This is a genomic window from Kordiimonas laminariae, from assembly GCF_023008165.1.
GTDB classification, from domain to species: Bacteria; Pseudomonadota; Alphaproteobacteria; order Sphingomonadales; family Kordiimonadaceae; genus Kordiimonas; species Kordiimonas laminariae.
In genome coordinates this window covers 80,823-94,347 of the sequence record NZ_JAKQZA010000005.1, presented here as the reverse complement: position 1 = coordinate 94,347, position 13,525 = coordinate 80,823, and the positions used below count along the sequence as shown (strand labels likewise).

The 13,525-nt window shown below is 47.5% G+C and carries 12 protein-coding genes and 1 tRNA gene; 8 read left to right on the top strand and 5 right to left on the bottom strand.

From position 1 onward, the window contains the following. Positions 1-13: 13 nt before the first annotated feature. Positions 14-1,753, bottom strand: a complete 1,740-nt coding sequence (locus MF542_RS11270) for an amidase (RefSeq protein ID WP_247019301.1) — start codon at positions 1,751-1,753, stop codon at positions 14-16. Positions 1,754-1,892: 139 nt separating this feature from the next. On the opposite strand from MF542_RS11270, the gene MF542_RS11265 reads away from it, so the two are divergent. Next, on the top strand, positions 1,893-4,751 hold the full coding sequence (locus MF542_RS11265; RefSeq protein WP_247019299.1) for a helicase-related protein: 2,859 nt from the start codon (positions 1,893-1,895) through the stop codon (positions 4,749-4,751). Between the two features lie 12 nt (positions 4,752-4,763). Further along, positions 4,764-5,156 (top strand): RNA-binding S4 domain-containing protein, encoded by a 393-nt coding sequence (locus MF542_RS11260; protein ID WP_247019297.1) that lies wholly within the window; start codon positions 4,764-4,766, stop codon positions 5,154-5,156. Here the strand turns inward: MF542_RS11260 and MF542_RS11255 are convergent. Next, complete coding sequence (locus MF542_RS11255) at positions 5,153-5,917, bottom strand: isocitrate lyase/PEP mutase family protein (RefSeq protein ID WP_247019295.1); 765 nt, start codon at positions 5,915-5,917, stop codon at positions 5,153-5,155. The genes MF542_RS11260 and MF542_RS11255 overlap by 4 nt on opposite strands. A 315-nt stretch (positions 5,918-6,232) precedes the next feature. On the opposite strand from MF542_RS11255, the gene fdxA reads away from it, so the two are divergent. The 3 genes from fdxA to MF542_RS11240 all read left to right on the top strand — a co-directional run bounded on the left by fdxA (position 6,233) and on the right by MF542_RS11240 (position 8,604). Continuing rightward, positions 6,233-6,568 (top strand): ferredoxin FdxA, encoded by a 336-nt coding sequence (gene fdxA, locus MF542_RS11250; RefSeq protein WP_247019293.1) that lies wholly within the window; start codon positions 6,233-6,235, stop codon positions 6,566-6,568. A 450-nt stretch (positions 6,569-7,018) separates the two neighbouring features. After that, complete coding sequence (locus tag MF542_RS11245; protein WP_247019291.1) at positions 7,019-7,519, top strand: CarD family transcriptional regulator; 501 nt, start codon at positions 7,019-7,021, stop codon at positions 7,517-7,519. A 203-nt stretch (positions 7,520-7,722) separates the two neighbouring features. Continuing rightward, positions 7,723-8,604 (top strand): RNA polymerase factor sigma-32, encoded by an 882-nt coding sequence (locus tag MF542_RS11240; RefSeq protein WP_247019288.1) that lies wholly within the window; start codon positions 7,723-7,725, stop codon positions 8,602-8,604. Here the strand turns inward: MF542_RS11240 and MF542_RS11235 are convergent. Continuing rightward, complete coding sequence (locus tag MF542_RS11235) at positions 8,562-9,371, bottom strand: thermonuclease family protein (RefSeq protein WP_247019286.1); 810 nt, start codon at positions 9,369-9,371, stop codon at positions 8,562-8,564. The genes MF542_RS11240 and MF542_RS11235 overlap by 43 nt on opposite strands. A gap of 72 nt (positions 9,372-9,443) precedes the next feature. Continuing rightward, entirely contained in the window at positions 9,444-10,982 is a 1,539-nt protein-coding gene (locus MF542_RS11230) for an ATP-binding protein (protein ID WP_247019284.1), read from the bottom strand. A gap of 133 nt (positions 10,983-11,115) precedes the next feature. Here MF542_RS11230 and MF542_RS11225 point away from each other — a divergent pair, with 133 nt between their 5' ends. After that, a complete protein-coding gene (locus MF542_RS11225) occupies positions 11,116-11,556 on the top strand; it encodes a GNAT family N-acetyltransferase (protein ID WP_247019282.1) in 441 nt (146 codons plus the stop codon). A 29-nt stretch (positions 11,557-11,585) separates the two neighbouring features. Next, a tRNA-Arg gene (locus MF542_RS11220) sits at positions 11,586-11,662 on the top strand. A 5-nt stretch (positions 11,663-11,667) separates the two neighbouring features. Here the strand turns inward: MF542_RS11220 and MF542_RS11215 are convergent. Beyond that, complete coding sequence (locus MF542_RS11215) at positions 11,668-12,567, bottom strand: LysR family transcriptional regulator (RefSeq protein WP_247019280.1); 900 nt, start codon at positions 12,565-12,567, stop codon at positions 11,668-11,670. A 107-nt stretch (positions 12,568-12,674) separates the two neighbouring features. Between MF542_RS11215 and kynA the strand changes: the two genes are divergently transcribed. Next, positions 12,675-13,520: a tryptophan 2,3-dioxygenase gene (kynA, locus tag MF542_RS11210; protein ID WP_247019278.1), complete on the top strand. Its 846-nt coding sequence runs from the start codon at positions 12,675-12,677 to the stop codon at positions 13,518-13,520. Positions 13,521-13,525: the final 5 nt, after the last annotated feature.

The following is a 13,525-nucleotide window of genomic DNA, read 5'->3' as shown; positions in this document are numbered from 1 at the left end:
TGCCCTTTTTGTATTAAAGCGAAGGCCGGTTTTTATCGAAACGGAATTTTTCTTCGAGCAACCGGCCAAGCGCGATGATTTGATCTTCACGGAACATATTCCCCCACATTGTAATGGTGTGTGGTAGATCAACCGGAGCACGATCCTCTGCTAGTTCAGGACCGTGGATACGCTGCGTAACCTGGCGTTTTTCCATGGCGATTGGCAGTGTAAGTGACGGTGTGCCTGTATAGTTGGTGATCAGGAGCAGACCAGCCGCGAAGTTTGGTGAGATGATCACATCTACTTTTTCATAGATACCATCCATCATCTCCATTACCTGCCTGCGGAAACGGTCTACTTGCAATGCTTCTACAGCTGACAGGAAATGTGCGCCGCGGAAGGTATTTGGCCAAGCTTGTGGTGCTTGCCATTTCAGAAGATTATCTCGGTCTGTAAGCGTCAGTTCTTCAAAGGCTGCGGCACCTTCCACTTCGAGGGTGGTGATCAGGCTGCCATACGGCATATCCGGCAAGCTTACTTCAACCATTTCAAAACCCATATCTTTTATGGCTTTGAGTACGGCTTTATCGGTGTCCGTAGCATTTTCAAACCAGGCAGGATTATAGCCAATTCTTAGACCTTTAGCGGCAGTCTCGGCATTATAGTTAAAGCCGTGATCAAGAGAACTTGGATCCCCGGCATCTTTCCCGTTAAGGGCAGCTAGTACCAGTGCAGTATCTTCTGTACTTCGGCAGATAGGCCCAAACTTATCCAGAGACCAGCAAAGCGCCATTGCGCCAGAACGCGGGATGCGGCCGAAGGTAGGTCTCAGGCCGGTTACACCACAGCGCGTGGACGGAGAGACAATCGAGCCCAGCGTTTCCGTACCAATAGAGAAGCCGCATAGACCAGCTCCGGTGGCAGATGCAGAACCCGCACTTGAACCAGAAGACCCTTCTTCCAGGTTCCATGGGTTGCGGGTGAGGCCACCAAACCAGCGGTCGCCATAAGCAAGGGCGCCAAGTGTTGTTTTTCCGAGGAGCACTGCACCAGCGTTTCTCAGGCGTATTACCAACTCAGCATCTTCATCAGGTACGCGGTTTTTATATGGTTCTGCGCCCCATGTTGTCTTCACACCTTTGGTATCTGCGAGATCTTTAAGCGCATAAGGAATACCATGAAGCGGCCCGCGGTATTGATCTGCGGACATTTCTCTGTCAGCCATTTGGGCTTCTTTACGAGCTGTATCTGCCATTACGGTTACAAAGCATTCGAGCTTAGGTGCTAGCTCATTGATACGCTTTAAGTAAATCTCTGTTAGGCGTACGGAAGAAATTTTGCCAGTACGTATCCATTCTGATTGCTTCCAGAGTGGAGCGAAGGCGATATCTTCATCTTTTTTAGGCAGATTACCTGCGCTTCTATTAGCGAGCGCTATCTTATTTTCCTGTGCTGGGTAGGTTTTCCCTGGCAGGCGTGGGTCAAATGTCAGCGCCGGGGCATCTTCATTTTGTAGTGGTGCATTGGCCCGGCGTAGGCGTACACGGTCTACTACGCCTTCCAGACCATCATAAATCGTGGCGCGTTCGTCGTCAGTATATGTGAGGCCGAGTATTTTCTCTGCGTAATTGAGGTCTGCCGGCTTCTCAAGCGGTGCATTCCCTTCTTGGGCAAGCACAGCCCCAGTAGCGGCAACAGCGCCCGTTGCGGCTGCAGAGCGCAGAAAAGCACGGCGATCAAGCGTTTTAGGTGTGTGTTTCTTAACTGACATATTTCCCTCCCCTGAAATAACTGACGCTATCATACATAAATAAACCGTTATGAGAATCACGCTTTGGTGATTCTTGGCTTGGCAATCTATCCGTGGAACGATATCAACGACGCTTCAGTTTTCAGCCAGCGAGAGTATTATGGCAGGCATTATCAAAGCGGTTCTTGGGCCTACGAATACAGGGAAAACCCACTATGCGGTGGAGCGTATGCTTGCTTACTCCAGCGGTGTCATGGGCTTCCCGCTGCGACTGCTCGCGCGTGAAGTTTATGACCGTGTGGTGGCCGTTAAAGGTAAGAATCAGGTTGCGCTTCTAACCGGGGAAGAACGAATTGTACCGGAAGGCGCTCGTTACTTTATGTGTACGGCGGAGGCAATGCCGCGTTACAGCACTACTGATTTTGTTGCCATTGATGAGATACAAATGGCCGCTGATCCGCAGCGTGGATATATTTTCACCGAACATCTTCTTCATTCCCGGGGCAAACATGAAACGCTGTTTTTGGGTGCTGAGACAATGCGCCATCTTATTCAGCGGCTGATCCCGGAAGCAGAAATTCTTACGCGCCCGCGCTTTTCTAACTTGTCTCATATCCGACCAACAAAAATCACTCGGATGCCACGCCGCAGTGCAATTGTCGGGTTTTCCTCAAGTGATGTGTACGGCATGGCAGAGCTTATTAAGCGTCAAAAAGGTGGGGCTGCAATTGTGATGGGTGCGCTTAGCCCGCGTACCCGAAATGCGCAGGTGGAAATGTACCAGTCAGGCGAAGTGGATCATTTGGTGGCAACTGACGCCATTGGTATGGGGCTGAACCTTGATGTAGGTCATGTGGCCTTCGCTGGATTACAAAAATTTGATGGCCGCACGTTCCGGGACCTGACAGCGGCAGAGGCTGGCCAGATAGCAGGTCGTGCAGGCCGCTATAAGAAAGACGGCACGTTCTCTACTCTCGGCGGTGGTGAGGGCGACGCCATGGACCCAATGATGGTTGCCCAGATCGAAGAGCATCAGTTTGAACCTGTTAAGCGAATTTTCTGGCGTAATCACAGGCTTAGCTATGCGTCGATTCCCCGGCTTTTACGCTCTCTTGATGAACCTGCGACGACAGATGGCCTTCATAGAACCCGTGAAGCTACAGATTATCGGGCACTGAAGGTTCTCGGTGAAGATGAAGAGATTGCACGGCTCGCCAATAATCCGGAATCTGTGGAAAGGCTTTGGAATGTTTGCCAAATTCCTGATTTCAGAAAATTGTCACAAGAAGATCATATAAGCCTGCTCAGACGAATTTATGTGGATTTAATGGGCCCGGCGGGCAGAATTCCGCATGATTGGGTCGCTAAGCAGGTTAAGCGGCTTGACAACTGCCACGGTGATATAGATACCTTGGCCGGTCGAATCGCTAGTATCCGCATCTGGACATATGTTTCTCAGCGGAAAAACTGGCTACAGGATAGTGCCCACTGGGCACATGTAACGCGTAGTGTGGAAGATAAATTATCTGATGCGCTGCATGAAAAATTAACCCAGCGTTTTGTGGATCGCCGTACGGCTGTCCTCATGCGCTCGCTCAGGCAAAGGGGCGAACTCAGCGTGAGCATCGATAACGATACAAATAAGGTTTCTGTCGAAGGACACGAAATCGGTGAACTAAATGGTTTCTCTTTCCGTGTTGAACCGGGCGCAGCTCGTGACGACCAGAAGACCCTCAAAGCAGCTGCCGAGCAGGCACTGCAGGCTGAACTGACACGCCGTGCAAAACTGTTTGCAAACATCGGTGTGAAAACACTTGAGTTCAATTTTGAGGAAGGCCTCGCATTCCCGAAGCTAATGTGGGAAGGCGCACCTGTTGCAACTGTTCATGATAGTGGTGCTCTTTTCGGCCCGCGTGTGAAGCTTGTGGCAAACACGTTGCTAACTGGTGAAAACGCTGAACTTGTTCTCTCCAAAACGCAGGAATGGCTGGATACGCGGATCGCTGAAAAGCTTGAGCCGCTTGTGAAGCTTGCACAGGAACTGAACGGTGAAGTGGAAGCGCCTGAAGATGCAGCGCCGCTTACTGGCCTTGCGCGAGGTGTGGCTTTCCGCCTTCTAGAGAATTACGGTGTAATGTCTCGTAAGAATGTGGATGGTGATCTGCGTCAGCTTGATCAGGAAGCTCGTAAAGGACTTCGCCGTTTTGGTATTCGTATTGGTGCATCCAGCCTTTATATGCCGCTTGTGATGAAGCCACATGCAACAGAGCTGCGCCTGCTGATGTGGGCAATGGCTGGTAAAATTTCTGCACTGCCTACAATCCCGACACCGGGCATGGTTTGGGTGGAAACAGAAACAACAGCACCTGATGAGTTCTATGAACTTGCTGGTTTCGTGCCGGTTGGCAAAAAAGCTGTTCGCATGGATATGCTTGAGCGTTTGGCTGATGCTGTGCGCCCGCTTGGCCAGAATGTTGAATGGTTTGAAGTAACACCTGAGATTATGGGCCTTGTTGGCCTGTCGGGTGAAGATTTCGCAGATGTGATGAAGGCGGCTGGCTATAAGCATGAAGTTCGTAAAATCGCGCCTGAGCCGAAAGCTGAAGAGCCAAAAGCTGAAGCGGATGCAGAAACGCCTGTAGAAGGCGAAGAAAAGCCTGCTGAGGAAACTGCTCCTGAGGCGGTAGAGGCTCCGGCTGAAGAAGCAAAAGCTGAAACTGCTGAAGCGCCTGCTGAGGAAAACACTGAGGAAGTATCCGTTGAAGAAGAACTGGTTGAACGCTTTTTCTTCCAGTGGGCACCGAAGCGCAAGCCGCGTGCTGGTGGTCGCCCTCAAGGCAACCGCGACGGCGGTAAACCTCAAGGTAAAGGCCGTGGTCCTAAGGGTAAAGGCAAAGGTGGTAAGCCATCTGGCCCACGCACTCATTCAGCACGTCCGCCTAAGCGTGAAAAGCAGGCAGACCCTGATTCGCCGTTTGCGGCACTTGCAGGCCTTAAAGACGCTCTGACTAAAAAGTAAGTCTGGCGCATAATGAATTTTGAAGAAACGGGCGAAAAGATACGGCTTGATAAATGGCTGTGGCACGCCCGTTTTTTTAAAACCCGCACTTTGGCCGGCAAGGTTTGTAAAACTGGTAAAGTGCGCCTGAATGGTTCTCATATCTCGAAAGCCAGCGTTACCATCAAAACTGGCGATGTGCTGACATTCCCAAAAGAGAATGAGATTAAGGTCATTAAAATGATCGCGCCTGGTGTACGTCGTGGTCCTGCACCAGAAGCACAAGCGCTTTACGAAGATCTCACTCCGCCACCCATACCAAAAGAACAGCAAGCTTTTGAGCCGCAGGGCGCAACACGGGAAGCAGGCGCTGGCCGCCCGACAAAAGCCGAACGGCGTGCTATTGATAAACTGATGGATCGTTAGGCCATAAAAGCTCTCGCAGCTTTCTTAATGCCAGCCATAGCCTCCAGATAAGGTGCGAATCCAAAGCTGATACGCTTCACTCCTAATTCCGCTAGCTCGACTTTTGTTGGGGCACCCTCCATCATCATGATGTTTATGGGGATGGGGCTTTTTTCGCATAGCTCTTTAATCAGCGCTGGGTCATTCAGGCAGGGCGCGAAGAAACATTCAGCACCAGCCTCCTTGTAAGCATGAGCGCGTTCAATTGCTTCCTCTAACAGGTTTTGATGATTGTTTGGATTACTCTCCCTGAGAAATAAGTCCGTTCGGGCGTTGATGAAAAGGGGTAGGTCAAGCTTGTCGGATGTTTGTTTGATGGCACGGATTCTGGAGATTTGTTCTTCAGCGGGCCTTAATTTACTTTCAGATTTATCCCAGTCCTCAAAATTAATGCCGATGATACCAGCTTCAAGAAGAGCTTTAGTATTTGCTGCGAGTTCTTTGTCAGATTGTGTGTAACCAGCTTCAAAATCAACGGAACATGGCAGATCACTACATGTGGCAATTTGTTGTGCTGTTCTAAGAAGGTCCGCAAAGGGCATATATTCGCCGTCTTCATATCCTTGCGCCATGGCAACTGCGGCGCTGCTTGTGGCAATAGCCTGCGTACCTGTGGCTTCAAGTGCCTTAGCACTTCCTGCATCCCATATATTATAGAGCTGAAATGGTTGCTCTTGTTGATGTAGGGTTTTGAAGTGATGATATTTTAGTGCATGTGTCATACTTGAATTCCAGTTTGGTGGTTTAGTTGCTTTCCTTTCGTAAGTGAGTCTATCTCTGGGCGCTGGCCACTATCGGACCTCAATCTGAAGTTTCGAATATATCTGGGTTTTATGGTGTGACAGTTAAGAAAAAATGAGCCGCAAGATGCTTGCTTTTTCCCTGTTAAGTCAGCAAAAGAGCCTTAAATAAAAGGCATATGTCATATAGTTGATTGGAATATTTGACTAAAGGCATTGCTGTTTTAGCCAGTTTTAGGCATATACTGCCCTGAAACCAACCCTTGATGGTTTTAGGAATAATGAAGGAGAAACCCCGTGACCTATATTGTCACTGAGGCCTGCATCAACTGTAAATATACTGACTGTGTAGAAGTGTGTCCTGTAGACTGTTTCTATGAGGGTGAGAACACATTGGTGATTAATCCGAACGAATGTATCGATTGTGGGGTGTGTGAGCCAGAATGCCCTGCGGAAGCTATTTTGCCTGATACAGAAGATGGTTTGGAATATTGGCTGGAAGTTAATACTAAGTTCTCTGAAGAATGGCCAAATATCACCGTTAAGAAAGATCCGATGCCAGATGCTGACGATTGGGCCAAAAAAGACGGTAAAACTGAATTACTTTCAGAAAACCCTGGGGAAGGCGATTAAATCACAAAGGTTTGAGCGCGTCTGTTAACAGGCTAATATTATTACAAAAAAAGCCGGAGAGTATTTCTTCGGCTTTTGTGTTTTTATGAGTAAATGCTCAAAAAACGCAGAAAAGCTGGCCTTAGGGCTACTTTTTTTATGAAATTTATGTTATAGTCATTCTCAATGACGTGAATGGTCTCTAGGCAAACCGTAACTGGCTGAGCCTTTTCACGGGTGGCTGGCACCACCACAATTTAATGAAGCTGCAAACGCATTTCTCGATAGCTCGCGATTTGAGTTTGAAGCATTTTTATGGGGAAAATCAAGTGATATTTCCTCAGGGGTTTCCGCGACCTAAAGCCAAACTGGTTGCGTGTGAAACCATTTTTCTGTTCAGACGGGTTTATAACCGATGGGGGTTATGGGGTTTGAACAGTTTGAGTATATAGAGAAGGACAATAGACCAGAATGGCTAAAGCAAATAAAAATCCTTTTTCCGTTGGTGATTACATCGTTTATCCAAAACATGGCGTTGGTAAAATTACTGAGCTTGAGGCTCAGGAAATCGCTGGTATGAAGCTAGAGCTTTATGTAGTTCGCTTTGAAAAGGAACGGATGACACTCCGCGTGCCTACAAACAAGGCAGAGCAAAGCGGTATGCGCCGTTTGTCTTCTGATGCTACACTGAAAGAAGCTTTCACAACACTTAAAGGTAAGGCGCGCATCAAGCGTACAATGTGGAGCCGCCGTGCACAGGAATATGAAGCCAAGATCAACAGTGGTGATCTGGTTTCAATTGCCGAAGTTGTACGTGATTTGCACCGTGGTGCTGATCAACCTGAACAGTCGTACAGTGAGCGCCAGATTTACGAATCAGCGCTTGGTCGTTTGGCTCGTGAACTTGCTGCAGTTGAGGATATCGACGAAGAAGCAGCAATGGTGAAGCTAGAGAAAGAGCTAGCTGCTTAATCCCTGCGACTCCAATGATTTCTGCGAAAAACCCGCCTGATTTTTCAGGTGGGTTTTTTTATGCTCACAAACTTTTTTAACCTTTCCTTAAAAAAAATGCTGCAATTGCGAAAAAATCCTTCATAATGCATTCCATTAATCGAATGCATTAAAATCAATGATGCATTGACCATAGTACTGGCACTGTCAACTGGGAGGGTGATTTGGCGCGAGGAAATTGGGCGACGACAGAAGACCGTAGGCTTATTCGTTTTGCGATGAAGGCTCCGATGCTTGAACGTGAAGAAGAGGGTGACCTTGCTCTTGCGTGGCAGCAGGAACGCGATGAATATGCGCTCAAGAAACTTACCGAAGCACACCTTAGGCTTGCGATTGCAGCAGCCAGCAAATACCGCCACTATGGATTACCGGTTTCAGACCTTATTCAGGAAGGCACAGTGGGCCTGATGGAAGCAGCTTACCGGTTCGAGACATCACGCGATGTTCGTTTTTCCACATATGCCAGCTGGTGGGTTCGTGCTGCTGTGCAGGATTACGTGCTCCGCAACTGGTCGATTGTACGTACGGGCACGACATCAGCACATAAAGCGCTCTTCTTTAACCTGAAACGCCTTAAAGCCCGCATGGGGGTTGACCCTGACCGTCCGCTTTCTTTCATTGCCAGAACCCAGATTGCTGAAGAAATGGGTGTGCGCCTTGTGGATGTAGAAGCGATGGAAGGCCGTATGACGGCTAATGATCGTTCGCTTAATGCACCTGTTGCTGACGAGTCTGCACAGGAATGGCAGGATTTGCTCGTTTCAGAATCGCCCGCGCCAGAGCAGGAAATCATGGAAACCCATGATAGCTCGAAGAAAGCAGCACTTATTGAAAAGGCAATGGAAAACCTAACCGAGCGTGAAACCTTCATTATCCGTGAGCGTCAGCTTAAGGAAGAGGGTGTAACTCTTGCGGTTCTTGGTGGTCAGCTTGGTATTTCCAAAGAACGGGTACGCCAGCTTGAAGCTCAAGCTCTTGGTAAGTTGAAGCAAGCGCTTATCAATCAGGTAGGTGATCCCGTAATGGCAGGCCTTGCAGAAGGCTGATTCGGTAGTAGCCTCAACCGGTTTGGGGATGTGAGGATGATTTTAGGGCCTCCGCCCCATTCAATAATACCTCTCACTTCAACAGATTTATGTTCCATATCAAGCGGGTTTAGACCCGCTTTTTTCATGGCTCGCGCTGTTTTCGCTGGGATTTCTATAGTGAAATCTTCCCGCCAGTTCTCCTCGAAATTCAAATAAATAGTTTGGCGCACTTTTTTTGCGGAAACCACAGTGCCGCGGACAATATGAAACCAACCAGATTTGAGGTCGGTATCGAGCGCTGTCTTAGGGCCGTAGATACTTTTTTCCCAAATACCCTTGCCGCTTTCGCGTGCCGTTTGCTCCTGTATATAGAGAGATTTAACGGCTGGCTTTGATAGAGCGCCAGGATAGAAAAACACTGTACCTTCGGAGAGAAGTTTCTGCTGGAGCCACATGTTATTTTCTATGAGTATATGGGCAACTTTTGTGCCCTGAAAATTCATATGCTTTTTGCTGCAATAAAAATCTGCTGCCTTTCCGCTTACCATCTCATGCAGAATATCTTTGGAAATAGCAGCATACGGCCAGCTTTTATATTGGGAAGGTGCCGGCCAATATTCTGGAGCTTTAATATCAGCTAGTTGAATATCTTCACCCGAGGACAGCCTGACTGTATCACCAGAAATGGCTTCTGCGATAACGGCATTGCCGCACTTGGATAGCCCTAAATCTGTTGTGTCGAAATCAATTTCCGGCGGTGCAGAAAGCCAGAAATAAGCTAGCATGAAAAATGTATGTATAGAGCCCCCAGTCATAGAGCCAGTAAGCCAGAGAATCAGTAAACTGCAAAGAGAAAATTAAAGCCGTTTCCCTTTATTTTTCATGGGAAAACAAAGAGAAACCGTAGTGCCTTTATTTCGGGCGGAGGTTATATCCATCTCGCCATCAAGCAGCTGCATAAACCGTTTCACGAGAGGAAGACCAAGTCCTGTACCTTTTATATCTTGTTGCTGTGCGCCAGATGCCTGCCCAAAAAGAACAAGAGCTTTTTCCAGATCTTCAGGTGACATACCAATCCCGGTATCTACAACACGAATTCGGAATCTATCGTCAACAGGTTTGGCGCTTATATGAATGCTACCCTCTTTCCCTGTAAATTTAATCGCGTTCGAAAGAATATTAATTAGTATCTGCCGGAAGATACGCGCATCTGTGATGATTTTTGTGGGTGCGCAGCTGCTTGTGATGGTAATGGCTTTATCAAGGGCGGCAGGCTCCAGAAGTTTCAAGCAGCTACGTATCTGTGCATCTGTTTCAATAGGTTCAGAGAGAACATCATATTTCCCCGCTTCAAGCTTGGAGATATCAAGGATATCATTGATGATAGCCAGCAGATGCTCGCCGCTCCCCTTGATAAGGCTGAGATACTCTTTGTTTTTCTCGCCTTCTACCTTTCCAAATAATTCAAGAGATAAAAGCTCAGTAAACCCGATAATGCTATTAAGCGGTGTCCTTACTTCATGGCTCATGGAAGCAAGAAAAGCTGATTTTGATTTGTTGGCTCGTTCCAGTTCCCTGATGAGCGTAAAAGCATTTCTTGTGAAAAATATCAGTGAGATAAAAATCACCAACCCCAGGAAAAAGATAGGTATGCCAACGGCTGCTACTATATCACTGCCCGGCTTAAATGGCTCCCAAACCAGATATGCAATTGGGCCGTTTGTGCCGACAATGGAAACACTAGGTAGTACCGTTGGTAAATCATTTTGAATACGAGGATTCTTAATGGCATTGCCAAGTTTGAGGTTTGTAATGGATTGTGCATTCAGTTCCCTGAAAAATACCAGGATAGGCCGTGGACCTAAAGAAGGGACGCCCTCAATGTCCATAGTGGTATCAGAGGATATTTCATGAAACGCATACCCGAATATCCGGTTTTCCGTAATAAACATGCCAGTTCCCTGAACTGCAGCAGTGAGCGGCTGTGCCGGGCGCGGACTATTGATGGTAACTATCAAGTTTTCCGATAAAAGTTGATCTGGAGCTGGGTAATTATTTTCAAATTCTGCATACAAAATAGTACCATCGGGCCTGATAACGGCGATACCTTCTGTCTCGTTTTTCCCGTGAATGGTGGATGCAACGGTGTGTCTTAGCCAAACTAGGTTTTCGCTAAGATAGAGGTTCTCGACAGCTTTATCCCATTCGGCATTATCTTCTGCGAGTGCGGCTAACTGGTTATTAAATGTTTCCAATTCATGAGTAAGGATAGCGCGTTCTTCTTTGAGCGCCGCTGTGTCTTCTTTCTTTACCATGAAGGAAACAAGGCCAGTAATCGCTGTAACACTGATGATTACAACGGCAAAAACCGGAATAAGAAGTTTCGTCAGCTTCAAGAAGAAATACTCCTGCTTTCAGCCCCCCGAAATTCGCTACTATAATTACAACGGAAAATGGTTAAATTTTGGTATGTTAGGGGATACTCCTCTATGATGAGAGAAGGACCTTGGCGTAGAAAGGACACTTATTTTGCACTTTATTCCGTATCAAGCTAAGTATTTCGAAGCCTGTATGGCGCTGTTCGATGAGAACTGCCCTGCCTATTTTGCGGAAAATGAAAAAGAAGATTACGCAACGTATCTGAAGGCTAATCAGGATACGTACATGGTGCTTCAAAACACAGGAGGTGCTGTGGTTGCAGCTTATGGATTGGCCTATATTGAGGAAATGAATAGGGCGCGGGTTACCTGGATTATTGTAAGCACATCGGGCCAAGGTGCGGGTATTGGGCGTCAGATGATGGAAGCAGTAATAAGTGGCGCAAGAGAGATGAAAGCAACCGCTATTGATATTGCCACCAGCCAGCATGCTGATCAGTTTTTTGCCAAGTTTGGTGCCATAGAAATTCGTAATATCAAAGATGGTTGGGGTAAGGGCATGCACCGTGTTGATATGGAATTGAAGCTTTAGAAACACCGTGTTAAGAGGACATATGTGATGGCCCCATAGCTCAGCAGGATAGAGCGACAGATTCCTAATCTGTAGGCCACTGGTTCGAATCCAGTTGGGGTCACCACCATTTTATTCTCTTTTGGTAGTTTCCTTTAATATCTCCAGTATTTGCTGGATAGATGCCTCCTGTTTTGAAGATTTTTTGTAAGTTGCGTGCCACTGTATGAGGGTTCCTTTAGAGCCAATTGGTTTTAGGGTCAGCCCCAGTCTTTTTGCGTGAACCTGCGCGGACCACCGAGGTAAAATTGTACTGGCACGACCCGCCAGAATAAGTTCAAAAATAGCCTGAGTTTGGCCTGCAGAGATAACTTCCTTGGGGTAAATACCTGCGGGCTTAAAAAGGGTTTCATATTCCCGCCCTGTCTCTGGCAGGGTATGGTGGGTTGCATATACTTCTTTACGGAACATATCAGGTTCCAGAAAAGCTTCTCCACAGCGTGGATGATTTGGCGGAAGAACAGCAACAAGTTCATCAGTAAATAGTGGAGTGTTTTTCAGGTCTGGCTGCTCAAGCGTTCCGGCCATCAATACAAAATCTGCTACTTGATCATTCAAAAGGTTTGCTGGGTTTTCATCAATAGTGGGTGCTATTTCCACCATGTAGTCTGGCAGTTTCTTTTCGAGTGCATGCAGGAAAGAGGGGTACCAATCAAAACCCATATAGCAAGTAGCCCCCATCCTTAATACCATCCGGTGGCCCGTGGAAAGATGATCCAGATCACGTTCCGCCGCAGTAGCTTCTTCAAGAATAATCTCGGCAGACCTAAGAAGCCGTTTACCCGCTTGTGTTAGCACAATTGAGTGGCTGTCCCGGTGGAAAATCTGTGTATTTATCCGGCGTTCTGCTTCTTTCATCCGGTGGCTGATGGCTGACTGCGTAAGCCCTAACTCTCTCGCGGTGGCAGAAACATTCCCCGTGGCATTCAGGCTTTTGATCATTGCCAGATGATGCAATCCCAGCCGGATCATGCTTTTCTCCATTAGGTATTAAATAAATTCATTATATCATGCATATTTATGAAATGCCTTCAAATGGTGCTTTTGCTATTTTTAGAGAAACTGCAGGAGTTAAGCGTATGACAGAGACGGGAAAATCAGACCTTCGGGCTGTGGAAAGTGAAAACATTCACTGGGATCAGGATATCAGCTATGGCGGCTATCTGAATCTGGACAAGCTGCTTGATTGCCAGAACCCACGCACTGATAGCCATGATGAAATGCTGTTTCTGGTGATCCATCAGGCATCTGAGCTGTGGATGAAGCTCTGTATCCATGAGCTTGCGGCGGCTATGGAGCATATCAAAAACGATAATCTAGGGGCATCGTTTAAGATGCTGGCGCGTATCTCCCGTATTCAGGGACAATTGCGGCAAAGCTGGGATGTGCTTTCCACCATGACGCCGTCTGATTACTCCAGTTTCAGAGATAAACTGGGCCAAAGTTCGGGCTTTCAGTCTTTCCAGTACCGAGCCATCGAATTTGCGCTCGGCAATAAAAACGCCAAGCTTCTTGAAGTGCACCGCAGTAAGCCTGAGCGTTATGAGCCTTTAAAAGCAACGCTTGAAGCACCAAGCATTTATGATCTCTGTATCGAGCTGCTTTCAAAGCGCGGTTTTAATATCCCTGAAGAATGCCTGAACAGGGATTGGTCCCTGCCTTATGAGCCTTCGGATGCGGTGGAAGCCGCGTGGGCGACTGTTTACCGCGAAACGGGTAAATATTGGGAATTATATGAGCTTGCAGAGAAGCTTGTGGATCTTGAGCACCAATTTCAGATGTGGCGTTTCAGCCATATGAAAACCGTGGAGCGGATCATCGGATACCGCAAAGGTACGGGCGGCACAGGCGGTGTTTCTTTCCTTGTGAAAGCGCTTGATCTCCGCTTCTTCCCTGAGCTCTGGAATGTGCGTACAGGCCTTTAGGAAAC